This is a genomic window from Veillonella intestinalis, assembly GCF_943193155.1.
Taxonomy (GTDB): Bacteria; Bacillota; Negativicutes; order Veillonellales; family Veillonellaceae; genus Veillonella_A; species Veillonella_A intestinalis.
Map to the genome: position 1 here is coordinate 29,971 of NZ_CALPDB010000007.1, position 24,561 is coordinate 54,531.

The window sequence follows — 24,561 nt, forward strand, 5'->3', positions numbered from 1 at the left end:
ATGAAGCGAGTGAGCACTGAGTCGCCTTGGTTATTAGATTTACAAGACCTTACTGTCACATATAAGCAACAAGTAGTTTTGGCTAATTTGAATTTACAGTTGCGTGCTGGTGAGACAGTAGCGATTGTAGGGCCTTCGGGAAGTGGTAAAACTACCTTATTGCGAACCCTATTAGGTTTACTACCTCGAGATAGTCAGGTGAGTTTTTCGACGGCTTTATTTGACGGGCAACCTTGGCCAGCGTCTGAACAAGATTGGCATATACTTCGGGGAGAGGCTATTGCTTTTGTTCCGCAAGATGCGCAAGCCTCGTTAAGTCCAATAAAAACAATTGAAACTCAGTGCCGTGATGTGGCGAAGGCTCTTTCCATATCTTGGAATGAGGCACAGCAACGGATTGAGCGATTATTAATTCAGTTAGACTTACCAAGCAGTTTGTTAGCGAAGCGACCTAGTGCTTTATCTGGTGGGATGGCACAGCGTGTGGTTATGCTATTGGCGTTATTGTCACAGCCAAAACTTATAGTCGCTGATGAGCCTACTGCGAATTTAGATATGATGCGGCAACAACAAATGGTGGCATTATTGAATGAAGTACAGGCTCTTACAGGAGTGGCGATTATATTTGTTACTCATCAAATGGAATTAGCAAAGCAGATTGGCCATACTTTGTATGAAATGAAAGAGGGACAGCTTAAGCGTGTGCTTTTAGGGGAGTCAAAAAAAGATTTCACTTGGCAGGAACAAAATTCTGGGCAGGAATTAGATAAAAGGCCTTTATTTGCTAAAAGTAACAGTGAAAAGGTTCATCCTTTATTAGCTGTAGACTCTGTAAGTGTGGTGCATGGCACCAATGAGCGGGCATTACAGGATATATCGTTAAGTTTATATCCTGGTGAATGGGCTGCCATAATAGGTCTGAGCGGAGCGGGCAAGAGCACTTTATTTAACACTTTGTTAGGCGAACAACCTATACAGCAAGGAACGATTACATATGAGGGAAAACCCTTGCATTCACTTTCAAAACGGGACTTAGGTCAAATTGTACAGCCTATTTTACAGAATCCGCAAAGCTCATTTAATCCACGACAAACTATTGGCTGGAGTGTAGGTGAAGCTTTGCGCAGGCGAGGGCAAACTATAGATGTAGCAGCTTTATTAGAAGAAGTACAATTACCGGCTAGCTATGGCGCGCGGTATCCTCATGAATTAAGTGGTGGAGAATGTCAGCGCGCGGCCATAGCTAGAGCTTTAAGTAGTAAGCCACAAGTACTATTTTGTGATGAAATGACCTCGGCTTTAGATGAGACGGTACAGGCTGACATTATTGAGTTATTGTGTCAGATTAGAGACCAACAGAAGTTAGCAGGTCTTGTAGTGACTCATGATTTATGGGTAGCGGCAGCTTTGTGTGACAAGGTATATGTGCTAGAAGAAGGCCATATTGTCGAAAGTACAACGATTGCCCAATTATTAGTAAGTCCACAATCTGATACGGCTAAAGAGCTGGTGAAGGCATACAAGATGTTAGGGCATACATAGCAATCATACAATATTAGTTTATAGACATTAAGTTATGAAATATTAAGTCATAAAATATTAAGCGATAAAATATTAAGCCATAAAATGTCATGCTTGCCACATATGTTATAATAAATACATAAAAGCTTGTTTGTATTTATAAGGTGGTGAAAGGATGAGTCAAGAATCACATGAGTTGTTGCATGAGTTAGGGATTGCTCATAATCATGACCATGGTCATACCCATTCTCATACGCAAACTAAGGCGGTTCTGAATCGCCTATCACGAATTATTGGACATTTAGAATCAGTAAAACGTATGGTAGAGAATGAGCGAGATTGCAGTGAAGTATTGGTGCAATTAGCGGCGGTAGGTTCGGCTGTAAAAAGTGTGAGTCGTGTTGTTATGAAAGATCATATTGAACACTGCATAGTTGATGCGGTAAAGAATAATGATACGGAAACGTTAAAGAAATTGAATGAAGCTATTGACCGATTTATTAAATAGCTAGCCTTATAATAGGTAACATAAACATAGCATTTAGACAGAAAAAAGCCCCTTGGCGAATAGCTTATTGAAAGTATACAGTTTCAATAAGTTACCGCAAGGGGCACTTTGTTTATATTAAATATGTAATTTTAAAAAGTATTATTTAATGTGTTTACTGCCACGTTCTGTCATTGGAACATTATCGTGACAAAGAGGGCATTCTTCTGGTTGGTAAGTTGGTACCGTCAAATTTAATAAAGCTTGAACTTTATCGTTTGGAATACCAAAATCAGCTTTGCCACCACTGCGGTTGACAAGTAAGCCAACGCCTACGATTTCACCTTGAGAAGCATTAACTACATCCACTACTTCGCGAACTGAGCCACCAGTAGTTACAATGTCTTCTACAATAAGTACACGTGTGCCTGGTTCGATGCGGAAACCACGGCGAAGAGTCATAACACCTTTTTCGCGCTCTGTAAAAATAGCTCGCGTACCGAGAGCTTTCCCTACTTCATGAGCTAATAGAATGCCACCAGTCATAGGACCAATTACAAGTTCTACATTTTGATCTTTGAAACGTTCTGCTAATTCTTGGCAAAGGCGTTCCGTGTATTTTGGATGTTGTAATACATTAAATTTTTCTACATACATAGGGCTATGAAGACCAGAGGTAAGTAGAAAATGGCCTTCTAAAATAGCTTTCGTGTCGATTAATAATTGTTTTACTTCTTGTTCTGTCATCATGCGTTGATAGCCTCCATTTCTTCAACAATTAAACGAACCGCTTCTTGCGGATTGTCAGCTTTAGTAATAGGTCGTCCGATTACCAATTTAGAAGCGCCGTCTTGGAGGGCACTTTTTGGAGTGGCAATTCGTTTTTGGTCATTCGCTGCGGCAAAGGTAGGACGAATACCTGGGGTTACAATCAGAAAATCTTCCCCACAAGCTTCGCGAATAGCCTTTGCTTCCAAGGGTGAGGCTACTACACCATCCATGCCGGATGCTTTAGCTAATTTGGCGAGACGGAGTACTTGGTCTCGAATTGGCAATTGACCACCGATGGCTGTCCAAGCCTCATCATCAAAACTGGTGAGTACGGTAACAGCTAATAGTTTTGGTCGTTCCACTTGAAGTGATTCGGCAGCTTCCGTTGCGGCTTTGGCTGCGGCTGCCATCATAACGGGACCACCTTGAGCATGTAGGGTGATTAGTTTAGCACCTAAATGTGTAAGCGATGTTACGCCTTGGGCTACGGTGTTGGGAATATCGTGTAACTTTAGGTCAAGAAATACGGATTTTCCTTGTTCTTGAAGATACGTTACCGTCTGTGCACCTGCTGCATAAAATAACTCCATACCAACTTTGTAATAGGAAACACTATCGCCTAATGTAGTTACTAGCTCTGTAACTTGCTCCATTGTTGCTACGTCTAAGGCAACTATTAGTCTGTCATCTGCCATGGTGAGCCTCCTTAATCGTATCCATATATAGATATATTCAAATAATTTTTACATAAAAAATAGGTAAAGTCAATTAAAACTTATACTGCTAGCGATAAAATAGATTTGTAGTTTGTAGACAAGCGATTGTATTCTTTAATCTATTTTATTATACCGTGGAATGCTTAGTATTGGCTATGAAATAGGCTATTTTTATTTGTCTCCTATTAAGGGTAGGGCGCTTAGTTAGGGTGACTTGAAATTTTGATGAAATATAGGTATCATAAATATATAGAGATTTCTTGATATAAAATTGAAAATTAATTTTATCAAGAGCCTATCTATTGATACGATTGTTAGTGAAGAATGGAGTGAATGTAATGGCAGTTGGTAATCGAGTGTATTTGCAACGACCTATGGTGAGCGAGGAATTATTGAATGAGTTTAAAGGGATTCCTGCCGCTAATGTAGCAGATTGTATGGGGCGTTTGAGTGCACTTCATCCACGTGTTTCCTTGAAGTCTGCCCCTAAACAACCTGTTACAGTAGGGCGTGCATTAACTGTGAAAACTCGTGGTGGCGATAATTTGATGATTCATAAAGCATTAAATATAGCTGAACCTGGCGATGTGATTATGGTATCTAATGATGGTGGTTCTGAATACCGTGCATTGATGGGTGAAATCATGTTTGGGTATGCTACATATAAACAATTAGCCGGTGTAGTTATTGATGGCCCTATTCGTGATAGTGATGCTGTGGCTACGATGGCATTGCCTGTATATGCTAATGGTACGAATCCTGCAGGGCCATATAAAAATGGTACTGGCGAAATCAATACACCTATTGCTTGTGGCGGTATTTCCGTAAATCCTGGTGATATCATTGTGATGGACCAAGATGGTGTTATTGTTGTACCATGGCAAGATGCAGCTGAAATAATTGAGAGTGCTAAGAAATTACAAGCTGAAGATGCTGAAAAAGTACATGAAGCATTAATTGGCGAAGCCGATCGTCAATGGATTGAAGACCAGTTGAAAGAACAAGGGACTGAGATAATTGATGGACAATATTAAATAATCAAGTCGATAGAATATTAGTGGTATATACATAGATAAGCGTGCCTGTAGTTATTTGTCCTGGCGATGCAAGCATCAAGGGACTTCATAACTACAGGCACGCTTTCTATTTTTTACACAAATAAATTTCTATCAACTTGATTATTTAGTGTTTAGGAGGGTGGGTAGAGGGACTTCATAACTATGTAATCTTTTTATTTAAGCACAGTACACATTAGTGAAAATGTAACTATTTAATATTGTAAAGATAGGGGCAGCGTGGGACTTCATAACTACAGGCACGCTTTTTATTTTTTACACAAATAAATTTCTATCAACTTAATTATTTAATGTTTAGAAGAGCGAGTAGAGGGTAAAGGGACTTCATAACTATACAATCTTTTTATTTAAGCACAGTACACATTAGTGAAAATGTAATTATTTACACTAAATTTTGTGGTGTACCGGCTTCCCATTGTTTTATGTTTTCAATAACAATGTCGGCTCTTGTTTCAAGGGCTTCTTTGCTAGCAAAGGCGACATGAGGTGTTAAGACAGTATTTTTTGCATGACAGAGTGGATGGTCAGCTGGAATTGGTGGTTCCATTTCAAAAACATCGATACCAGCACCAGCTAAACGGCCTTCGTTTAAAGCAGCGGCTAAAGCTTCGCTATCTACTACTGGACCACGAGCTGTGTTAATAAGAACTGCAGATGACTTCATGAGTTTGATTGTTTCTGCATCCACTAAGCCTTTGGTGTCTTCTGTAAGTGGTGTATGTAAAGATACGAAGTCAGCTTGACGGAACAACTCTTCTTTGGAAACAAAGGTAACACCTTTAGCTATTAAATCAGGTTTTTCACTGCGATTATATGCAATAACACGACAGCCAAAGGCAAGGGCAATTTCGGCTACACGTTTACCAATAGCACCAGTGCCAACAACGCCAAATGTTTTACCGAATAATTCAAAACCAACAAGTCCTGTTTTGGTGCCTTCATGACGACTTTGGTGGTCACATGGAACGATGTTGCGACATACAGAGATGGCTAGGCCAAAGGCTAATTCAGCAACTGCATTGGTGGAGTAGCCCGCTGCATTACATACAGTAATATTACGTTCACGACAAGTAGCCAAATCAACATGATCCACACCTGTAAAGGCAATCGAAATCATTTTTAAATTTGGACATTGGCGAATAATATCACCAGATAATTTTTGATTGGCTAAGATTAGGACATCAGCTTCTTTTACACGGTCCAATAATTTAGCCTGATCTAATTCTTGAGTTTCAGGATAGAAAAACTCATGACCCGCTGCTTTAAGTGGTGCTGATACGGCTTCAATTTTTTCTGCTGATACGCCTAATGGCTCCATTACGATAATTTTCATGGTGTCACCTCGTTAATTTAGATTCAAAGATAGATTATACATTGTCTTTATTATACGCCAAATATCGAAGGTGTTCAATGAAGTTGATACCAGACTTAAGAATTTATTATTGCAAAGTTTATACAGGTTCTTGGCTTAGAAATTCTCTTTTGGTGGAAGAGAATCTATTTATATCAATGCCTTGTCTAGGCTTAGGGCTAGGGAATTTATATAAAGGCTATATTGCTATTTTATAAAAAAAGAGTAAAATATAAGAAGATTTTACATACTGTTTAAGCAATTATTACAGATTTTAAGTTAGTATAATGTATTTAAAGTTATGAGGGATATTGTGAGAAAAGTTAATATTGTTACATTTTTGTTTCTGTTAGCAGCAATACCGCTTGCTATATGCTTACCTAAGTGGGCTTTTTGGGAAAATCATTGGGTAGAAAATATGCAGGCTGTAGTTTTACTAGGTGCTTGTCTGTTTAATTTTGTTTGGGCTATAAAGAGTGAAGACTCAATCAGTTATTTGAAATCAATATATATAAGTGAGGCTATTTTATTTTTAGTTGCCTTTGGCCGTGAAATTAGTTGGGGCCGTATATTTTATCCAGTCGGTATGGGATCGGAAGGACCTGAATTTTTAAGTATCAAAGAAGTGTGGTTTGGGCCTTATTTACCTTGGGTATTAGGTCTTGCCGGACTTATATTACTTTATAATTTATGGCGAAGTCGTACTTTGATACGATCTATATTTAGTCAGTATAAGAGCGATCATACGATTCGTCTGTATTTAGTTCTTTTTATATTGGGATTAGTTTTAAGTGAAACGGTTTTTGAAAAGAATTTAATTACGCCTTTAGAACCGTATCATCAAGGTTTTGAGGAAGTGTTTGAGCTGATTGCTTATTGGTCAGCATTTGCCATATCGTATCGTTTGAAACAGCTATTCATGCATTTGCCAAGATAGTTGGCACAGTAATTTGGCTATTTAGTAAACAAAGCCAAAGTATAATATGTAATATATAAAAAAGCAGCTTATAGATAAAAATATAAATAGAAGATAAAAGTATAAATAGAAGGTAGAAGTCTAAATAGAAGAGAGAAGAAAAAATAAAGATAAAAAATAAAACGAAAGATATATGTCTAGTGGTGCAGGAATTTAATGTAAAATTCTATAGAGTTTTACATTAAATTCCTTATTTTTTTAAGACCATAACTATTAGTAAATGCATAGTAAATATGCACAAAGTTTATCTAATTCCTATTTGAAAATAGGACATTTAAGATGATATACTACAAAGAGACATCACTCACAACCATGAATCGCATGGTCGAGGTCCATTCCGGCAGATGTCGGGGTATTTGAATACATAACTAGTATTATATTGTGTGAGGTGCAAAATTATGAGTTTCGAAAGTCGATTCCAACACATTGATCGTCGTGTCCCAATTGCTGAAGATAACATTGCGATTGTACATGATTTGGAAAAATGTAAAAACTGTACATTATGTCGTCGTGCTTGTGCAGACGTGATGGGTGTACTTGACTACTATGATTTAGAATCTACAGGGGATAATCCTATCTGTGTTCATTGTGGTCAATGTGCCGCTGCGTGTCCATTCGATTCCATGAATGAACGTAGTGAATTAGATCAAGTAAAAGCAGCGATTGCTGATCCAGATAAAATTGTTGTTATTCAAACAGCACCAGCTGTACGCGTTGGTATTGGTGAAGAATTTGGTTATGAACCAGGTTCCTTCTTAGAAGGTAAAATGATTGGTGCCCTTCGTGCCTTAGGTGCGGACTATGTAGTTGACACTAATTTTGGTGCTGACTTAACTATCATGGAAGAAGCTAGCGAATTAATTGAACGTGTTATTAATGGTCATGGCGAATTGCCACAGTTCACTAGTTGCTGTCCAGCATGGGTAAAATTTGCTGAAACATATTATCCAGAATATTTACCTAATATTTCTACAACTCGTAGCTGTATTGCTATGGAAGCAGCTATGTTAAAAACATATTTTGCTGAAAAAATGAAATTGGATCCAGAAAAAATTGTATCCGTAAGTGTAGCACCATGTACAGCTAAGAAATTTGAAATTCGTCGTCCAGAACAGAACAAATCTGCTGAATACTGGGGCAAAGAAGATCTTCGCGATACTGATTATTGCATTACTACTCGTGAGTTTGCAAAATGGATTCGTGAGTCTGGTATTGATTTCACACAAGTAGAAGAATCTACTATGGATAAATATATTGGTGCTGAAACTGGTGGTAGTGTTATTTTCTGTAACACTGGTGGCGTAATGGAAGCGGCTATGCGTAGTGCTTACAAATTCATCACTGGTAATGAACCATCTCCAGAACCTTTCACTAACTTACAAGATGTTCGTGGTATGGAAGGTGTTAAAGAAGCTGACGTTGAAATCGCTGGTAAAACATTAAAAGTTGCCGTAGTTCATGGTGGTAAAAATATCCGCGATTTCTTAGATAATATGAAAGCAACTGGCAAGAAATATGATTTCATTGAAATGATGGCTTGCCGTGGTGGTTGTATTGGTGGTGGCGGTCAGCCACGCGTTAAAATGCCAGTAGCTGATAAAGTAAAATCAGCTCGTATTGAAGGTATTTATAAAGCTGATTCTGAAATGAAACTTCGTTCCAGCTATGAAAATCCAGAAATTAAGGCAATTTACGAAGAATTCTTAGGTAAACCATTAGGGGAACGTTCCGAAGAATTGTTACATACTCATTACACTGATCGCAGTGCTGATTTAGGTGTTCGTAAAGATGTAACACCTGAAACTTGTCCAACATCTCCTAAATTTAAAAAGCCTGAATAAAACTAGGCTATTATATATTGAGATGAGACTAGTTTTACTATAGCTTAACTATAAGACAAATAGGGCATTGGAGGCTGGTGCTAAGCATTAGCTTCAATGCCCTTTTTATATACTAAGTAAAAAGCAGAGGGTAGATTATTATTTTATAGCTATGCTTGCTGGTACAACTACAGTTGACAGATATGTTTTATTTGAAGTATCATAATATATATCCAAAAGGTGATATTTAATATGCCTTTATTAATAATTGTATAGTATCATCCAGAGCAGCTGAGGGAACTGGCCCATTGATGCTGCGGCAACCTGCTTTATAATTGGGGTTATGAAGCAAGGTGCTAAGTCCAACGGGAAACCGACAGATGATAAGACATAGGTCGTCATTTGTTGACGACTTTTTTTATTTATGGGCCACTAGGAGAGGAGACTGAGAGTATGAGTAATACAAAACAAGTAATCGGTAAAGGACCATTTCGTTATGATGTAGTAGGTAGCTTTTTGCGACCTGATGCAGTAAAAGAAGCTCGTCAAGCCGTCGAAGCAGGCAAGATAAATGCAGTAGAATTACGTAAAGTAGAAGATGATTCAATTCGCGATTTGATTAATAAAGAAGTAGAAGTAGGCTTACGAGCTGTAACTGATGGTGAGTTCCGTCGAGCTTACTGGCATTTGGACTTTTTAGAACAATTAGTGGGTGTTGAGCGAATTAAAGCAGAACAGTGGTCTGTGGCTTTCAAAGGGCATCAGCCAAAGGCGGCTACGCTTAAAATCGTAGGTGACATTGATTTCCCTGAGGATCATCCATTTATAAAAGACTTTCAGTTTGTGAAAGAATGTGCAGGGGATAGCGCTGTTGCTAAATTTACGATTCCTTCACCATCTATGCTTCATTTGATTTGTTGTGTCCGTGAAGAACATTATGAAGCATTACCACAATATGCGCAAGAAGAAGCCTTATTTGAGGCTATTGCTAAAGCATATCGCAAGGCAATTCAAGCTTTTTATGCAGCTGGTTGTCGTTATTTGCAATTAGATGATACTTCTTGGGGTGAATTTTGTGATGAAACTAAGCGTAAAGAATATGCAGCTCGTGGCTTAGATTTGCAATATATTGCTAAAAAATATGTGGAAGTTATTAATTATGCATTAGAAGGAAAACCAGATGATTTAGCCGTGACTATGCATATTTGTCGTGGTAATTTTAGATCGACTTGGTTCTCGTCTGGTGGTTATGAACCAATTGCAGAGACCTTGTTTGGTCATTGTCATATTGATGGCTTCTTCTTGGAGTATGACTCTGATAGAGCGGGTGGTTTTGCACCATTGCGGTTTATTAAAAATCAAAAAGTGGTACTAGGTTTAGTGACTTCTAAATTCCCTGAGTTAGAAAAAGAAGAAGATTTATTAGCCCGTATTGAAGAAGCATCGCTATATGTACCAAAAGAACAATTAGCCTTAAGTCCACAGTGTGGCTTTGCCTCCACGGAGGAAGGCAATAATCTAACTGAAGCAGAGCAATTTGCGAAGTTAGCCCTTATTAAACGTGTGGCAGAAAAGGCTTGGGGGCCTTATGAAGATTGATGAAACAAATAAAGGTCGGGAAGCCTTTCGCTATGCTTTCCCCCTAACAGTACCGATTTGTGCTAGTTTCCTTTTTTTAGGAATTTCTTATGGCTTGTATGCAGTAGGACAGGGCTTGCCTTGGTATTTGCCATTTCTTATGAGTGCTACTATTTTTGCAGGATCTATGGAGTTTGTCACTGTAGCCTTGTTGGCTGCGCCATTTGATCCTTTAGGGGCATTCGTATTAGCTTTTATGGTCAATGGGCGTCATATTTTTTATGGCCTTACTATGTTGACTCGTTATGGCCCCTTAGATTGGAAGAAATATCCGTTGATTTATGGTTTATGTGATGAAACATTTGCTATTAATGCGACCATTAATTTACCGAGTCAAATTGATCGAGGGTGGTTTTATTTACATGTAACTTGGCTAAACTATATATATTGGGTAGGCGGTGTTGCCCTTGGCGCTATAGGGAGTCATTTTATTAAATTCAATATGCAAGGGATTGAATTTATTTTAACGGCCTTATTTACAGTCATATTTTTAGACATGTTATTAACAGCTAAAAAATATCAGTCTGGTTTGATTGGTTTCTTCGTGGCACTTGGCATGCTGTATTTGTTAGGTCCTAATTTATTTATTTTGCCAGCCATGGCATTGATGGTCATTATATTCTGTGGACTCTTTTGGTTTAATAGTAAGGGTGAAAAGGAGGCGCGTAATATATGACTGGTTGGGAAATTGTACTTACGATTGGTGCTGTTGTTTTAGGCACTATGGCAACGCGGTTTACCCCATTTCTTATTTTTTCAAAAGCGGGTAAGCCACCTGCTATTATTGCTTATTTAGGCACTGTGTTGCCAGCCGCTGTTATGGGTTTATTGGTAGTATATTCTTTAAAAGACATGACAGTGTGGACCTATCCCCATGGCTTACCTGAAATCATTGCTATTGTAAGTATTATCTTGGTACATTTATTAAAGCGCAATATGTTATTGAGTATTGCTACGGGGACTGTTGTATATATGGTTCTTATTCAGCAGGTATTTGTGAAGTGAGCAAAAATTGCTAACTATAATAATGGGAAAGATGATTATTTACCATTATTTTGAAGTTTTAATAAAAAATAGTGCTAAGCATGCAAAACAGCTATAGCCCGATTCCTCTAGTAATTACGGAGTGAATCGGGCTTTTTGCTCGTAAATAAATAGTAAAAATAGTGTAAAAATAAAAGTCGTATGTTAACAATGCATAGCAAATATGTTGTAAAAACATTCTTCTTGTTGTATTATGATTGTGACGAAGTTACGAAAACGATTTCGTAAATCGATACACAACAAATATTGTGTAAGTTAAGGAGTGAGTGATGGTCTATTTGACCACACTAAAGGGGATCTAATAGTTCGTGTATGGAGTAGCTAAGTGCTTACCTCTTTTATGCGCAAGATAGGAAAGGAGGCTGCTATATGGGTAAAATAACGATTGCCGATGTAGCTGAACGCACAGGTTTTTCAAAGACAACAATTTCTAGATACTTAAATGGTAAATATGAATATATGTCAGCGGCCACACGGGAACGAATTAGTGAAGTAATTAAGGAAATCGAGTATAAGCCAAATAAAATGGCTCGTAGCTTACGTTTACAACAAAGTCATATGATTGGGGTTATAGTGTCTGATATTTCGAGTCCCTTCTCAGCCATTCTATATTCTGGTATTGCTGATTGGTGTGAAGAACATGGATTTACCGTACTCTTAGCTGATGCGGCTGATGATCCACAGAAAGAACGGCGATATATTCAATCTATGATTGCCCAAGGTGTAGATGGTATAGTTATTAATGCAACGGGTGCTGAAGTGGAATACTTAAATGAAGTAAACCGTTCAGTTATGCCGATTGTATTAGCTGACCGACCAGTGGCAGGTTGTGATTGTGATTTAGTATCATCAGATACGGAGCATATTACAGAGGCTAGTTTAGACTTATTATTAAGCAAAGGGTATGAGCGAATTTTATTTGCTACTCGGCGAGTCGGTACCAATGGTATTCGTCGTTTACGCTTTGATGAATTTGTGAAACAGTATGAAGCCAAAACAGGGCGATCAGCACTTACCTTAGAGTATGATAAAACAACAAAGGATATACTTACCAATACGGTGATGACAGAACTAGCAGCAGCACGACAAGCGAAGGAACGATTTGCTGTATTTGCTGGTAACGGGGTAGTGCTTAGTGATATTGCTAAGATTACACGTCAACAACAGCTAACTATTCCTCAAGACTTAGGAGTATATAGTTATGATAACTGGACCTGGATGGATGTCATTGGACCTGGTATTTCCGTTGTTGAATTACCGACTTATGAAATAGGCCAAGAATGTGCTCGCTTATTAGTTGGTCGCATTAAGGAATCTTTGAATGAGGCCGCTAGTGAAGTATTGGAACGCCAAAAAGTAATTTTACCATGCTCCATTGTTGAACGCCAGTCACTATAAGTGGTGTAGTTAATTAAGGTAATAATGAGCTCGTTTCAATGAACTCTAATATAGAATTATTACAAAGGATAAGTTAGGTATTTATTTTAAGAGTATATAAAAGGAGTGACACACATGGATACACGTTATAGTGTAAACCCGCGCGACATTAAACGTTATACAACTGAGGAGTTGCGCAATGAATTTTTGATTCAAGACATTTTTAAGGCTGATGAAGTAACGGCTGTATATAGCCACGTTGACCGCATGGTAACGCTTGGTTGTATGCCAGTTAATGAAGTGGTTAACCTTGAAAAAGGTATGGACATTTGGCATACATTTGGTACACACTTCTTCTTAGAACGCCGTGAAATTGGTATTTTTAATGTTGGTGGCGATGGTAAAATCGTAGCTGATGGCGAAGAATTTAACCTTACATATACCGATTGCGTATATATTACTAAAGGAACTAAAGAAGTAATGTTCCAGAGCGTTGATCCAGCAAAACCGGCTAAATTCTACATGGTGTCTGCCCCAGCACATACGTCTCATAAAACAACCTTTATTCCAATGGCAAAAGCTAACAAACGTCCTATGGGGGCCATGGAAACAGCTAATGATCGTGTGATTAATCAGTTTATTCATCCAGATGTATTAGAAACTTGCCAGTTATCTATGGGGTTAACTCAGTTAAAACCAGGTAGTGTTTGGAATTCTATGCCGCCACATACACATGAGCGTCGTATGGAAATTTACTTCTACTTTGAAGTACCACAAGATAATGTTGTATTCCATATGATGGGTGAAGCACAGGAAACACGCCATATCGTAATGCACAATGAAGAAGCTGTAATTAGTCCTTCTTGGAGCTTACATGCTGGTGCTGGTACATCCAACTATACCTTCATCTGGGCTATGGGTGGCGAAAACCAAGCGTTTGATGATATGGATCATATTGCAATTACGGATATGAAATAGTAGCTACTGAAGATATATACGAAGTAGTTAATAAAAATACTGATGTTAAAAATATATTTTTTTAACACTTTTAGAAATCGATACACATACGAATTTTGCTCGGTTTATTTGTATCTGAAACTTAAATCTATTACTTAAATTTATAAAATTGGAGGTTCTCATGAACGGCTTAGAACAATTCCGCTTAGATGGAAAAGTAGCACTCGTAACAGGGGCTGTATATGGCATTGGTTTTGCGATTGCGCAAGCACTCGCTGGAGCAGGTGCTAAGATTGCTTTCAACTGTTTAGATGAAGCAACACGTGATAAAGCAGTAGCTGATTACAAAGAAGTAGGCATTGATGCAGTAGGCTACGTAGCAGACGTAACTAAAGAAGAAGAAATCATTCCTATGATTAAAGATATTGAAGAAAAACTTGGTGGCATAGATATTCTTGTAAATAATGCGGGAATTATTAAACGTATTCCAATGACTGAAATGGCAGCCGATGAATTCCGTCAAGTAATTGATATCGACTTAGTAGGTCCATTCATTATGGCTAAAGCTGTTATCCCTGGAATGATTAAAAAAGGTCATGGTAAAATTATTAACATTTGCTCCATGATGAGTGAATTAGGCCGTGAAACAGTATCTGCTTATGCAGCGGCTAAGGGTGGCTTAAAAATGTTAACTCGTAATATTGCTTCTGAATATGGCGAATATAACATCCAATGTAATGGTCTTGGACCTGGCTACATTGCTACGCCACAGACAGCACCACTTCGTACCGAAGGTCATCCATTCAATAGCTTTATTATTGCTAAAACACCAGCTGCTCGTTGGGGTACACCTGAAGATTTACAAGGTCCAGCTGTATTCTTAGCATCTGAAGCATCTGACTTTATTAATGGCCATGTATTATATGTAGATGGTGGGATTTTAGCTTACATCGGTAAACAACCATAATTTATTCGGGAGGGCCTCCCCGTGAGGCCTGCCCCCTATATTGGAGGAAATCAGCATGAATATCATGAAGGCAGTATCACGTGTTCCCGGCGGGCTTATGCTCGTTCCTTTACTACTCGGTGCTTTGTTACATACGTTAGCACCTGGCACTGGTAAATATTTTGGTTCATTTACAAATGGTTTAATTAGCGGCACCGTTCCTATTTTATCGGTATGGTTTTTCTGTATGGGTGCTAGCATTGATTTAAAAGCAACAGGTACCGTTTTGAAAAAATCGGGTACATTAGTAGTAACAAAGATTTTAGTAGCATGGATCGTTGGGCATATATGTGTTATGTTTATGCCTAGTGGTATGATTGAAACAGGATTTTTTGCAGGACTCTCCACCTTAGCTATTGTTACAGCTATGGACATGACTAATGGTGGTTTATATGCTTCCTTGATGGCACAGTATGGCTCCAAGGAAGACGCAGGGGCATTTGTATTGATGTCTATTGAGTCTGGCCCATTAGTAACCATGATGATTCTTGGTACAACTGGGGCGGCTACCTTTGAGCCACATCTATTTGTAGGCGCTGTATTACCATTCTTAATCGGCTTTGCACTAGGTAACATTGACAAAGAATGCAAAACCTTCTTTAGCCAAGGCACTATGCTTATGATTCCCTTCTTCGGCTTTGCCTTAGGTAATACAATTGACCTTATGATGGTTGCACATACAGGCTTATTAGGTATTTTATTAGGGCTTGCCGTAATTGTTATCACTGGTATTCCACTTATTTTAGCAGACAAATATATTGCAGGTGGTAATGGTGGTGCTGGTCTAGCTGCTTCTAGTACAGCTGGGGCTGCGGTAACAAACCCAATCATTATTGCTGGAATGATTCCCGCCTTTGCACCAATTGCGCCAGCCGCTACTGCATTAGTAGCTACGGCCGTAGTTGTTACATCAATTTTAGTACCAATTGTAACAGCTTTTTGGTGTAAACGTTTCAGCGATGAAGGTAAAACTAAAGCCGCTCGCATTGTGGTAAATGGGTAATATAATTAAAGCTTCAGCAGCACACCTTGCGCCTCCGTCGGCTCAGGGTGTTGCTTGCTATAATGAGGAGGAATAAAAATGGCACGTGTTCTTACAATTGGTGAGCCTATGGGGTTAATGGTAGCCACAGAACCTAAAGCATTAAAAGATGTGACAACATTTCGTCGCTATGTATGTGGGGCAGAAGTTAATTTTGCCGTTGGTATGAGCCGTTTAGGTCATGAAACAGCGTATATCAGTCGTGTAGGGAATGATCCATTTGGTCAACATATTTTAGATTTTTTGGCAGAACAACATATTGGTACAGACTATGTAACATTGGATGATGTGAATCGGACAGGAATGCAGTTAAAAGCTAAAACTTTAGAAGGGGATCCAGAAGTGGTTAACTTCCGTCGTTTTACAGCATTCTCCTATATGGAACCATCCGTTGTGGATACGGTACAATGGGGAAAATACGATCATTTGCATGTGACTGGCATTCCACCAGCGTTGTCTGAAAGTTGCCGTGAAACGTCCATTGCTATGATGAAAGCCGCTAAATCTCATGGTGTGCAAGTGTCCTTTGATACTAATCTTCGTCCCGCTCTTTGGCCATCTGAAGACGTAATGCGTGAAAATATTAATTACTTGGCGTCCTTAGCTGATATTGTATTACCAGGCTTTGGCGAAGGAAAAATCTTAACAGGTTTTGACACACCAGAAGACATTGCTGAATTTTATTTGAAACAAGGTGCGAAAGCAGTTATTGTGAAATTAGGGACTAAAGGTGCTTATGTGAAGACTGCTGAAGAAGTATTCTATGCGCCTGCATATATTGTTGAAAACGTAGTTGACACAGTTGGGGCTGGTGATGGCTTTGCCGTAGGTACCGTTAGTGGTCGTTTAGAAGGTCTTAGCTGGGCGGAAGCAGTTCGTCGTGGCGCTGCCATTGGGGCCCTTCAAGTACAAGTGGAAGGCGATAATGAGGGGTTACCAACACCTGATCAATTAGTAGCGTATCAAAAGAGCGCTAAATTAAGCGAATAATTGATAGTCAAGCTAAGTAGTGTTAATTAAGTGAATCATTAGTAGGTAGTAATAGCCTGATGAGTAAGCGAATATTTAATAGGCACGAAAAGTAATGACGGATAGTTCTGAAATGTATATAATAGAGTAGGAAACAGAGCTAAAGATAAGATTGGGAGGACCCGTATGGATAAATTACAAATTATTGAAACAGTTAAAAAAATTGGTGTAGTTGCCGTTATTCGTGGTAATACGCCAGAAGAGGCTGCTCAAATTTCAGAAGCCTGCATTGCTGGAGGAGTAACGGCTATTGAAGTAGCCTTTACAACACCACGTGCTCATGAAGCCATTTTAACATTATCTGAAAAATACAAAGATAATGCTGATGTAGTCATTGGTGCGGGTACAGTTTTAGACTCTGAAACAGCACGTTTGGCTATTTTAAATGGGGCAGCTTTTATTGTATCCCCAGCTTTTGATGAAGATACTATCAAATTATGTAATCGCTATCGTGTGGCTTGTATGCCTGGCACAACTACGATTCAAGGTGTTATTCAAGCCCTTGAATTGGGAGCCGATATTGTAAAAGTATTCCCTGGTGAAGTAGTAGGTAGCAAGTTTATTAAAGCCGTAAAAGGGCCATTACCACAGGCTCAAATGATGCCAACTGGTGGTGTTAGCATCGATAATGTAGCTGAATGGTTTAAAGCAGGCGCTGTGGCTGTTGGAGCTGGTGGTGCTTTGACTGGTGGCGGAAAATCTTTAGCAGAGATTGCAGAAACGGCTAAGAAATTTGTTGCCGCTGTAGCAGAAGCGCGTAAATAAGTAGCGTATATATGGAAGGCAAGAAAGTATGCTTTCTTATTTTGTTAATAAGTGTGTGAAATAAGATGATATACAATAAATAGTAAATAGATAAATAGTAAAAATCAAAAATTAAAAATTAAAAATTAAAAGAGAGCTATCAAGAATTGATAGCTCTCTTTTGTGTTTCGTTATATATTATATTCTTGTTTGATTTGTTTTAGTAAAGCTTCGCAACTAGGGGCAATGTCATTATAAGTTTCATCAAAATTGCCTGTATACCAAGGATCTTTTACATCACGGGTCTCGCCAATAAAGGAGAGCATTTTATGAATTTTATGCTCTGTATCAGGTCCGAGTAGTCGTTCGAGGTTACGGCGGTTATTTTCATCCATAATGATAATATAGTCGGCTGAAGCATAATCGGCTTTCGTAATTTGGCGCGCTTGGCGTGGTGTGAACGGAATATTCATATCACGCAATTTAGTTTTAGTGCCAGGATGAGTGTCATTACCAATTTCTTCACGACTTGTTGCGGTAGAGTCAATCTTAAATTGTTCTGTTAGGGCTGATTTATTTACTAATTCTTTAAAAATAAATTCTGCCATGGTAGATCGACAAATATTGCCGTGACAAACAAACTGAACATGAATGGGCCGTTTGGTAGCGGTCATAATAAACTCCTCTTTATACAAACTGTAAAATCAGACTAAATACACGTAAAATGCCTTGTTGTAAGGGAATAAGTACAAGGCTTAAAAATGGTGTATATGCTAGCAGAATTAAGGCTAAGAAACCAAAGCGCTGCCACTGCCAGTATTTCATTTGCCAAGCAGGGGATAGAAAATTAGACACAATATGAGCACCATCTAAAGGGGGAATAGGAATTAAATTGAATAAAGCGAAGTTTATATTAATAATAACCATTAGGGAGATAACCGTGTAAAGGCCTTGTGAAATTTCTATATTGTGATTATTGATAAAGAATAAAACAAAGGCAGAGAGAAAGGCGACTACAATATTAGCTAATGGCCCTGCTGCTGAAACGAGTATATCGTCTCTTTTTTTATTTTTGAAATTTGCAGGATTAATCATTACGGGTTTTGCCCAACCAAAATGTAAAAGTAAAAGCATTAACATGCCGATAAAATCAAGATGGGCTAAGGGATTCATAGTTAAACGCCCCATGCGACGAGGCGTATCATCCCCTAATATATCTGCCACTTTAGCATGTGCATATTCGTGCATCGCCATGGCAATAATAATGGCTGGTAAGGTAGCCACAATAGTCAATACATTAAAATTAGACATAAACATCTCCTTTTTGATAAGTGTATATGTAATAGTATACCGTAAATTATCGATATACGCAAAGTGGTAGCCATATCGTCAATGGCATCAAAGAGTTAATTTATTAGATAGAAAATAAAACTACTTTGGCGAAACTAGTTGTTGAAGGCGTCAAAAAATGAACTGTCAGTGGATTATTTACTAATGGTATGATACTCACACTACTGGTATGAGTGAATACATTGTTTTTAAAGGGAGGTCTTCTTATAATGAATAGTGAGCTCAATGTATAGTGTTAGAAACGGTAAGGGAGGTTTTTGTTTTATGGGAACAGGGCGACAAGTGGTCATTCCACGGCCTTTATTACAACGTTTATATACGGAACAGCAGTTATCTACATGGGCAATTGCTAAAGAGCTACATTGTAGTCAGGATACTGTAGTACGACGTTTACATGAATATGAAATTCCAATTCGGACAAGACGTAAGTTATTGCCTGTGAAGGAATTAATCCATCTGTACGTGGATGAAGGGCTAGGGGTAAAAGAACTGGCTAGACGCTACCAATGTTCACATACAACCGTGGCCCAGCGTTTACGAGATTTAGGTGTATTAGTATCAAAACAAGTAGCATATATAAAGCCAACGGCTAGTAAACAACAACAGATACTAGCTTTTTACAGAAATGGGCAAAGTGCTTCGTGGATTGCTAGGCGATTACAGCTTTCACGGTGGACGGTGCTCACCACTTTACGACAAGCGGGGATTGCTATCCGTCATAGTAATAAGCGAATTTATGTAAATACGAAAGAGTTAGTATATCTTTATACACAGCGACATATGTCGACAATAATGTTAGCTAGCTTATATAATCTTAAGCCTTCAACCGTAGCTGAACGCTTAAAAGAGGCGGGGATTCACTTGCGAGGCAATCAATTAAAACTCAATACATTTGATGTTTGCTTGCGTTATCAGCAGGGGCATAGTCCTTTGCAGATTGCTGAAGAACTAGGTTGCTCCTATTCAGCTGTGCGGCGGCGCCTTGATCAGTGGAGTGGTTATAAAGGGGCACGGAAAGAAAGTTAAACGGGCATAGAAAGAAAGTTAAAAAGGCATGGAAACAAAGTTAAAGGAAAGTTGCATTATAAGGGCTGAATTCGTTATACTAGAAGGCAAGAAAGTAGCACGTTATAATATATTATTAGTGTAGAATGGAGAGTATGATGGATATTATTGTTGCGTTATTGCCGTTTTTTACGGCTGGTTTGGTAGCGGCTCTTATTTCGCGTTTTACAGGGATTGCCTTGTCTTTTGTGATGGCTCCTACTTTGTTATATTGGGGCGCGAAACCACTAGAGTTAGTTGCCTTTATGCTAACCTTTGCTGTATATAATGGGTTTACTTCTGAAACACAAGATTTTCGTCTTAATATTAAAAATCTTGTATTATTTAAGGGCTGGCGTATAGCGATTCCTATAGTGGGATCATTAGTATTAGCCTTTATTGCACCACCGGTATCAATTGCTTTTTTCATTTTGTGTTTTATTGCTGAATTAGCTATGAATATGTATCAACGCTTGCCACAGGGAGAACGGCCTGTGCTTAGTCAGGTGTTAGTAAGTACAGTTATTGCTACTATTTGGTGTTTGGTTGGTGTATTTGCTGTAGCGTACATACCAGAAGCGTACTACTTTATTTTGGTGGGGTTAGCTATGTTAGGGCTTACTGGTTTTGCTTGGTATGCAGCTAAACATCGTGACGCATTTCGGGGGACTTGGACACAAATTTGGAACTTCTTGACCTTGTTCTTAGGTTTGTTTGGTCTTGATAGCTCTTTTTATGCATGCGCATTAAATCGTAATTTTACGAGTAAGCAAGATGTGATGATTCCAGTTATTACCTTTGTTGCTGCGTTCATTGGCATTATGGCAATTTTTGCAACAGAATTTATTTTCTCTATGCCTGCTTTAGTAGCCGCTGTAGGCGCTGCGATTGGTATGCGCTTTGCAGGGATGTATGAGTTTAGTCGTCGAGGGACCTTCTCGTATACCGCTATTGCCGTGACTATTTTAGCCGTAGTGAGCCTTTTCTTAGTATCACCGACACCAGTGGGCTTGGTAGATCTGGAAGCATTGTTTAAGTAAGGGCTTGTTGTTATTGGGGATTTTGTTAGTGTTAATCATAGAAATAAAGTTAATAAAATAGGGATATAAAAAGGGTTATCATGCTATATATTGCATGATAACCCTTTTTTGTTAGTTTATTTATTTGAAAAACTTACCAGCTAAGTTGCTAAGCCCTTCTTTTAGATCTTCGTTGCCACTTAATTCACCATAGGCATCTTTAAGACTTTCAAGAAGCGTTTGTAATTGGGCGGTATCAAGATTTTTTATATCCTCAATGCTGTTAACATTAAGTCCTTCGATATTATTTACTACCGACATGAATTTACTTTCATCAACTTTGAAGTAAGCACTAATCATTTCAACTAATTTTTCTTTAATCATAGAAATACCTCCTTTTTATGATTATATTATACAATAAAATGAATTTTGAGACAAAAGCATATATATGGCACATATACTTAAATTGTATCTATTGAAAGATTTTAGATGTCACAGATAGTCAAAAGAAGAAATAAAGTTTAAATATGGAAATAAGATGAAGAATGTGGTATTATTTAGATAAGATATATTTGTGCGGATTTTAAAATAATAAATATAGGTAAATAATTTAAGTCGATATATACAAATTGATAAAAACTAACTAATTATGGGGTTATTAAGGTTAGCGTTGTAAGGTATGTATGGGGTGAGTTGTATGGATATGGCAATGTCATTCAGACCGTCAGGGTTAGACTTATTAAAAAATTATGAAGAAACTATGTTGCAGAGTTTGATTACTACGTTTGGGCTTGATTATTTACGAGAATGTCATTTAAGTAATGATGATGTAGAACCTCCAATTTCTAATGAAGCTTATGAGCGTGTTATGGATGAGGTTATGGCAGAAGAGCCACAAGAGTCATATGTGGAGTCTATTGTAACGGGAATACAAGATAAGTTTACGAATATGGCAACATTTATTCTGCCAAAGAAAAATTTAGTGAATTTTTCAAACCAAGTTAAGCGGAAAATCGAGAAGGCTAAAGAAACTATAAAAGAAGTAGAAATGGAAGAATTTTCATTGGATGATATAGTACAAGACTCGATTTTAAATAATATGGAAACTACGTATAACAATTATCAGGGGAGTTTAAAAAATCAAGTTCATTTATCCCATCTTACAGATCATAAATATTGGGTAGGTGCTGGTAAAAATGTTTTGAATAAAGGTATTCAAATGGCTCTTCGACAAGGAGTAGGTTTCTTTTTAGCTGAAATATGGTTTGGCATTCGTGAAAAATGTTTTAACGAGTGGTCAACCGTAAAAAGTATAAAAGAGTTTAGTCGTAAAATGGAGCAGGGTATTAAATTTGGTTTTACTAATGCCAAAAGTAATTTTCCTGTATTTTGGAAATATGTTAAAGAAGAAGCATTAGAAGGAACTTGGTTTAATATTGTTGTTATGCTGATTAATTCATTTCGACATTCGATTCGTGTAATATTACAAGCTTTATTTCAGATGCGAAAAGTAGTGATGGAAAAAAGTAAGGTTATTTTTTCAAAAGAAGATATTCCATTAGCTGATCGAACTGATGCTATTCTAAAATGTTTTATTGTAAGTAGTAGTGTGGTTTTTGGTAGTTTGATTATTACTTCGTTAGGTTCTATTGTGGCAGAGTTACCAGTAGGGGATGCATTGACTGAATTTTTAGGAGCTTTAATCGCTGGTATGATGATGACTACAGGCTTTTTCTTGCTGGAGCGGTATAATGTGGCCGAACGAATTGAAGAATTTTTTGAAAGTTCAGAGGTTGCAGAGTTACGGGAGTTAACAACTGAATATAAGAGACTAACTGATTCTATTGAGGCATTAGTAGAACCGCTTACGAAGTGTGATTGGGGTCGTTGTAAGGCAGGATATGTAGATTATGACTGTAGTTGTTTAGAGTATAATCATGAAGATTATAGGGAAAATTTAGATAGTCAGTTACAGGCAACTTGTCAAATTTCAGATAGTTTAGGAGTAGCGGAGGAACAGCAAGTAAAATCAACGCATGATGTGGATGATTTTATGAGTTAGGAGGGGTCTTATGTTTCATTATGGTGAAAAGAAGCAAGCCCTTCGTCTGTTACAAAAAGTACAACAAGATTATACGGTAATTTATTCAGATGCTTTAAAAAGTGCGGAAACATTTCATAATCATAAAATAGTAGCTGTTAAAGTTCTTGAAGAATGTGAGTTGTTTCTGAGTACAATAGCAAATAAACCTAAAAAGTTATTACAAGAAATGGGAGATATTCAATTAAAGTCACAGGCATTTTCAGAAGAAGTAGCTCAGCTAGAAAAATTAACGAAACATCAATTAGGTGAGCGTTTAGCTAAGTTTGGGATGGTGAGTGGGGTTGGTGTTGGACTAGTAAGTTTAGGTCCGTCTATGGCTGTAGCAATGTCAACGACATTCGGTTCTATATCGGCTGGTTCTACTTTACTAGCAGCTACAGGTTCAGGATTAGCTAATATGTCTGTTGTAGTTGGTGGATTTGGTTCTATTGCTGCAGGTGGTTCTTTTATAGGAAGTCGTTTTATATTATCTATGCTTGGACCGATTGGTTGGGGGATTAGTATTATTTCACTGTTAGTAGGTGTTGCTAAGTGGTACAAAAAGAATAAAGATGTGTCAGCTGAAGCAATTAAGCAAGCTGATAATATTCAAGGTAATATTACATCATTGAAACAGTGTGGATATCAGGTCGAAGAAGCTCGAATGTTGTTAGATCATACGGCAAATAAGATTGTTATGTTGCGCATTTATATGAGAAAACATAATTTTTTAAAAGATTATGCATTATATACGGTTGAAGAAAAACAACAATTAGGTAGTTTTATTAATCTTTGTCAGGGGTTAAGTGAACTGTTAGCTAAAAAAATAGAAAGTACAGTTGCTACAAATAAATAGAGCTATATAAAGAAAAGCAGCAATCTACAAGATTGCTGCTTTTGTGTTTAGATTTACATATGAATTTGCATGTTTTTGTATTATTGATATTTTACTTATCCAACTGCCACAAATTTAAGTCAGCCTCTTTATCATAGCCACGATGAATATCTTCAGGCAATAAGGTTAGTATCATTTCAGCTGTAACGCTAATAATTGCACTTGTTAAATGACCACCATGGGAATGACCTTCTTGATCTGCAATAGTAATGTGGAGGTGGGAATAATGGTCATCATTTAGCAAATCGATAGTACCTGTAATGGAGGTAATTTCAAAATCACCGGTTAAACGATGATGATAATATTTCTTTTCCGCAGCGCGATAGGTTTCAAGAACAATGTCATTGGTAGCACCTAGTCCTTGAATCATGGCAGTGGTCACGTTTTCTTGGCGGGCAATTTTTTCAATAGATTCTACCAGCTCTTCGCCTGGATTTAATCGGAACGCAATATGAGTATTGCCAAGACGTTTGTATTGCATAGTTAAGACTCCTTTTAGGTATATTTGATAAATTGAACATGCATATCATTTTGAAAAATGATTAGAACATTAAAATATAACTGACTCATATTATAGGGTAAAACATATGATTAAGACTTGATTTGTGAGATTAA

General features: G+C 37.8%; 25 protein-coding genes and 1 riboswitch. Of the genes, 18 read left to right on the forward strand and 7 right to left on the reverse strand.

Annotated features, from left to right (window positions below):
- Positions 1-9: 9 nt before the first annotated feature.
- Together NFR44_RS08990 and NFR44_RS08995 are read left to right on the forward strand one after the other, a co-directional pair.
- The gene (locus NFR44_RS08990) at positions 10-1,542 is read left to right on the forward strand and encodes an ABC transporter ATP-binding protein (RefSeq protein ID WP_251444099.1); all 1,533 of its coding nucleotides are present in this window, start codon (positions 10-12) and stop codon (positions 1,540-1,542) included.
- Positions 1,543-1,696: 154 nt separating this feature from the next.
- Positions 1,697-2,029, forward strand: a complete 333-nt coding sequence (locus NFR44_RS08995; RefSeq protein ID WP_251444103.1) for a metal-sensing transcriptional repressor — start codon at positions 1,697-1,699, stop codon at positions 2,027-2,029.
- Positions 2,030-2,170: 141 nt separating this feature from the next.
- On the opposite strand, the gene pyrE is transcribed toward NFR44_RS08995, so the two are convergent.
- On the reverse strand, positions 2,171-2,758 hold the full coding sequence (gene pyrE, locus NFR44_RS09000) for an orotate phosphoribosyltransferase (protein ID WP_251444106.1): 588 nt from the start codon (positions 2,756-2,758) through the stop codon (positions 2,171-2,173).
- The gene (pyrF, locus tag NFR44_RS09005) at positions 2,755-3,474 is read right to left on the reverse strand and encodes an orotidine-5'-phosphate decarboxylase (protein WP_251444109.1); all 720 of its coding nucleotides are present in this window, start codon (positions 3,472-3,474) and stop codon (positions 2,755-2,757) included. Before pyrF ends, pyrE begins: the two co-directional genes overlap by 4 nt.
- A 359-nt stretch (positions 3,475-3,833) precedes the next feature.
- Between pyrF and NFR44_RS09010 the strand changes: the two genes are divergently transcribed.
- Positions 3,834-4,529, forward strand: a complete 696-nt coding sequence (locus NFR44_RS09010) for an RraA family protein (protein WP_251444112.1) — start codon at positions 3,834-3,836, stop codon at positions 4,527-4,529.
- Between the two features lie 424 nt (positions 4,530-4,953).
- On the opposite strand, the gene NFR44_RS09015 is transcribed toward NFR44_RS09010, so the two are convergent.
- Positions 4,954-5,904 (reverse strand): 2-hydroxyacid dehydrogenase, encoded by a 951-nt coding sequence (locus NFR44_RS09015; RefSeq protein ID WP_251444115.1) that lies wholly within the window; start codon positions 5,902-5,904, stop codon positions 4,954-4,956.
- Positions 5,905-6,235: 331 nt separating this feature from the next.
- Between NFR44_RS09015 and NFR44_RS09020 the strand changes: the two genes are divergently transcribed.
- The 11 genes from NFR44_RS09020 (at position 6,236) to NFR44_RS09070 (ending at position 17,576) form a co-directional block, all read left to right on the forward strand.
- The gene (locus tag NFR44_RS09020; protein ID WP_251444118.1) at positions 6,236-6,859 is read left to right on the forward strand and encodes a hypothetical protein; all 624 of its coding nucleotides are present in this window, start codon (positions 6,236-6,238) and stop codon (positions 6,857-6,859) included.
- Between the two features lie 437 nt (positions 6,860-7,296).
- Positions 7,297-8,739 carry a [FeFe] hydrogenase, group A gene (locus NFR44_RS09025; protein WP_251444120.1) on the forward strand — a complete coding sequence of 481 codons (1,443 nt, stop codon included), beginning with the start codon at positions 7,297-7,299 and terminating at the stop codon, positions 8,737-8,739.
- A gap of 254 nt (positions 8,740-8,993) precedes the next feature.
- Positions 8,994-9,105, forward strand: a riboswitch (SAM riboswitch).
- Positions 9,106-9,171: 66 nt separating this feature from the next.
- Positions 9,172-10,317 carry a 5-methyltetrahydropteroyltriglutamate--homocysteine S-methyltransferase gene (locus tag NFR44_RS09030; protein WP_251444123.1) on the forward strand — a complete coding sequence of 382 codons (1,146 nt, stop codon included), beginning with the start codon at positions 9,172-9,174 and terminating at the stop codon, positions 10,315-10,317.
- The gene (locus tag NFR44_RS09035) at positions 10,307-11,032 is read left to right on the forward strand and encodes an AzlC family ABC transporter permease (RefSeq protein WP_251444126.1); all 726 of its coding nucleotides are present in this window, start codon (positions 10,307-10,309) and stop codon (positions 11,030-11,032) included. The genes NFR44_RS09030 and NFR44_RS09035 overlap by 11 nt, the downstream gene beginning before the upstream one ends.
- Positions 11,029-11,361, forward strand: a complete 333-nt coding sequence (locus NFR44_RS09040; protein WP_251444129.1) for a branched-chain amino acid transporter permease — start codon at positions 11,029-11,031, stop codon at positions 11,359-11,361. The genes NFR44_RS09035 and NFR44_RS09040 overlap by 4 nt, the downstream gene beginning before the upstream one ends.
- A 408-nt stretch (positions 11,362-11,769) precedes the next feature.
- The gene (locus NFR44_RS09045; protein ID WP_251444132.1) at positions 11,770-12,798 is read left to right on the forward strand and encodes a LacI family DNA-binding transcriptional regulator; all 1,029 of its coding nucleotides are present in this window, start codon (positions 11,770-11,772) and stop codon (positions 12,796-12,798) included.
- 114 nt (positions 12,799-12,912) lie between these two features.
- Positions 12,913-13,755, forward strand: coding sequence for a 5-dehydro-4-deoxy-D-glucuronate isomerase (kduI, locus tag NFR44_RS09050; RefSeq protein WP_251444135.1), 843 nt, complete (start codon positions 12,913-12,915; stop codon positions 13,753-13,755).
- A gap of 160 nt (positions 13,756-13,915) precedes the next feature.
- A complete protein-coding gene (locus NFR44_RS09055; protein WP_251444138.1) occupies positions 13,916-14,701 on the forward strand; it encodes a gluconate 5-dehydrogenase in 786 nt (261 codons plus the stop codon).
- 55 nt (positions 14,702-14,756) lie between these two features.
- Positions 14,757-15,743: a 2-keto-3-deoxygluconate transporter gene (gene kdgT, locus NFR44_RS09060; RefSeq protein ID WP_251444141.1), complete on the forward strand. Its 987-nt coding sequence runs from the start codon at positions 14,757-14,759 to the stop codon at positions 15,741-15,743.
- A gap of 78 nt (positions 15,744-15,821) precedes the next feature.
- On the forward strand, positions 15,822-16,772 hold the full coding sequence (locus tag NFR44_RS09065; protein WP_251444144.1) for a sugar kinase: 951 nt from the start codon (positions 15,822-15,824) through the stop codon (positions 16,770-16,772).
- A gap of 165 nt (positions 16,773-16,937) precedes the next feature.
- Positions 16,938-17,576: a bifunctional 2-keto-4-hydroxyglutarate aldolase/2-keto-3-deoxy-6-phosphogluconate aldolase gene (locus NFR44_RS09070; RefSeq protein WP_251444146.1), complete on the forward strand. Its 639-nt coding sequence runs from the start codon at positions 16,938-16,940 to the stop codon at positions 17,574-17,576.
- 170 nt (positions 17,577-17,746) lie between these two features.
- Here the strand turns inward: NFR44_RS09070 and NFR44_RS09075 are convergent, their stop codons facing one another.
- Positions 17,747-18,229, reverse strand: a complete 483-nt coding sequence (locus tag NFR44_RS09075) for a low molecular weight protein-tyrosine-phosphatase (RefSeq protein ID WP_251444149.1) — start codon at positions 18,227-18,229, stop codon at positions 17,747-17,749.
- A gap of 13 nt (positions 18,230-18,242) precedes the next feature.
- Positions 18,243-18,866, reverse strand: coding sequence for a site-2 protease family protein (locus NFR44_RS09080; RefSeq protein ID WP_251444152.1), 624 nt, complete (start codon positions 18,864-18,866; stop codon positions 18,243-18,245).
- A 303-nt stretch (positions 18,867-19,169) separates the two neighbouring features.
- On the opposite strand from NFR44_RS09080, the gene NFR44_RS09085 reads away from it, so the two are divergent.
- Both NFR44_RS09085 and NFR44_RS09090 read left to right on the forward strand, forming a co-directional pair.
- A complete protein-coding gene (locus NFR44_RS09085; protein ID WP_251444155.1) occupies positions 19,170-19,931 on the forward strand; it encodes a helix-turn-helix domain-containing protein in 762 nt (253 codons plus the stop codon).
- 137 nt (positions 19,932-20,068) lie between these two features.
- The gene (locus tag NFR44_RS09090; RefSeq protein ID WP_308795489.1) at positions 20,069-20,989 is read left to right on the forward strand and encodes a hypothetical protein; all 921 of its coding nucleotides are present in this window, start codon (positions 20,069-20,071) and stop codon (positions 20,987-20,989) included.
- 120 nt (positions 20,990-21,109) lie between these two features.
- On the opposite strand, the gene NFR44_RS09095 is transcribed toward NFR44_RS09090, so the two are convergent.
- Positions 21,110-21,352 carry a hypothetical protein gene (locus tag NFR44_RS09095; protein WP_251444161.1) on the reverse strand — a complete coding sequence of 81 codons (243 nt, stop codon included), beginning with the start codon at positions 21,350-21,352 and terminating at the stop codon, positions 21,110-21,112.
- A gap of 313 nt (positions 21,353-21,665) precedes the next feature.
- Between NFR44_RS09095 and NFR44_RS09100 the strand changes: the two genes are divergently transcribed.
- Together NFR44_RS09100 and NFR44_RS09105 are read left to right on the forward strand one after the other, a co-directional pair.
- A complete protein-coding gene (locus NFR44_RS09100) occupies positions 21,666-23,030 on the forward strand; it encodes a cation diffusion facilitator family transporter (protein WP_251444164.1) in 1,365 nt (454 codons plus the stop codon).
- A gap of 10 nt (positions 23,031-23,040) precedes the next feature.
- The gene (locus NFR44_RS09105) at positions 23,041-23,907 is read left to right on the forward strand and encodes a hypothetical protein (RefSeq protein ID WP_251444168.1); all 867 of its coding nucleotides are present in this window, start codon (positions 23,041-23,043) and stop codon (positions 23,905-23,907) included.
- A gap of 91 nt (positions 23,908-23,998) precedes the next feature.
- Here NFR44_RS09105 and NFR44_RS09110 read toward each other — a convergent pair whose 3' ends face one another.
- Positions 23,999-24,427 (reverse strand): PPC domain-containing DNA-binding protein, encoded by a 429-nt coding sequence (locus NFR44_RS09110; RefSeq protein ID WP_251444171.1) that lies wholly within the window; start codon positions 24,425-24,427, stop codon positions 23,999-24,001.
- Positions 24,428-24,561: the final 134 nt, after the last annotated feature.

Coding starts and splice junctions, on each gene's coding strand:
- NFR44_RS09015 (WP_251444115.1), bottom strand. CDS start 5,904: ATGAAAATTATCGTAATGGAGCCATTAGGCGTATCAGCAGAAAAAATT.
- NFR44_RS09035 (WP_251444126.1), top strand. CDS start 10,307: ATGAAGATTGATGAAACAAATAAAGGTCGGGAAGCCTTTCGCTATGCT.
- NFR44_RS08995 (WP_251444103.1), top strand. CDS start 1,697: ATGAGTCAAGAATCACATGAGTTGTTGCATGAGTTAGGGATTGCTCAT.
- NFR44_RS09025 (WP_251444120.1), top strand. CDS start 7,297: ATGAGTTTCGAAAGTCGATTCCAACACATTGATCGTCGTGTCCCAATT.
- NFR44_RS09055 (WP_251444138.1), top strand. CDS start 13,916: ATGAACGGCTTAGAACAATTCCGCTTAGATGGAAAAGTAGCACTCGTA.
- NFR44_RS09100 (WP_251444164.1), top strand. CDS start 21,666: ATGGATATGGCAATGTCATTCAGACCGTCAGGGTTAGACTTATTAAAA.
- kdgT (WP_251444141.1), top strand. CDS start 14,757: ATGAATATCATGAAGGCAGTATCACGTGTTCCCGGCGGGCTTATGCTC.
- NFR44_RS09075 (WP_251444149.1), bottom strand. CDS start 18,229: ATGACCGCTACCAAACGGCCCATTCATGTTCAGTTTGTTTGTCACGGC.
- NFR44_RS09080 (WP_251444152.1), bottom strand. CDS start 18,866: ATGTCTAATTTTAATGTATTGACTATTGTGGCTACCTTACCAGCCATT.
- NFR44_RS09030 (WP_251444123.1), top strand. CDS start 9,172: ATGAGTAATACAAAACAAGTAATCGGTAAAGGACCATTTCGTTATGAT.
- NFR44_RS09065 (WP_251444144.1), top strand. CDS start 15,822: ATGGCACGTGTTCTTACAATTGGTGAGCCTATGGGGTTAATGGTAGCC.
- NFR44_RS09090 (WP_308795489.1), top strand. CDS start 20,069: ATGGATATTATTGTTGCGTTATTGCCGTTTTTTACGGCTGGTTTGGTA.
- NFR44_RS09085 (WP_251444155.1), top strand. CDS start 19,170: ATGGGAACAGGGCGACAAGTGGTCATTCCACGGCCTTTATTACAACGT.
- pyrF (WP_251444109.1), bottom strand. CDS start 3,474: ATGGCAGATGACAGACTAATAGTTGCCTTAGACGTAGCAACAATGGAG.
- NFR44_RS09105 (WP_251444168.1), top strand. CDS start 23,041: ATGTTTCATTATGGTGAAAAGAAGCAAGCCCTTCGTCTGTTACAAAAA.
- NFR44_RS09045 (WP_251444132.1), top strand. CDS start 11,770: ATGGGTAAAATAACGATTGCCGATGTAGCTGAACGCACAGGTTTTTCA.
- NFR44_RS09095 (WP_251444161.1), bottom strand. CDS start 21,352: ATGATTAAAGAAAAATTAGTTGAAATGATTAGTGCTTACTTCAAAGTT.
- NFR44_RS09010 (WP_251444112.1), top strand. CDS start 3,834: ATGGCAGTTGGTAATCGAGTGTATTTGCAACGACCTATGGTGAGCGAG.
- NFR44_RS09070 (WP_251444146.1), top strand. CDS start 16,938: ATGGATAAATTACAAATTATTGAAACAGTTAAAAAAATTGGTGTAGTT.
- pyrE (WP_251444106.1), bottom strand. CDS start 2,758: ATGATGACAGAACAAGAAGTAAAACAATTATTAATCGACACGAAAGCT.
- NFR44_RS09040 (WP_251444129.1), top strand. CDS start 11,029: ATGACTGGTTGGGAAATTGTACTTACGATTGGTGCTGTTGTTTTAGGC.
- kduI (WP_251444135.1), top strand. CDS start 12,913: ATGGATACACGTTATAGTGTAAACCCGCGCGACATTAAACGTTATACA.
- NFR44_RS09110 (WP_251444171.1), bottom strand. CDS start 24,427: ATGCAATACAAACGTCTTGGCAATACTCATATTGCGTTCCGATTAAAT.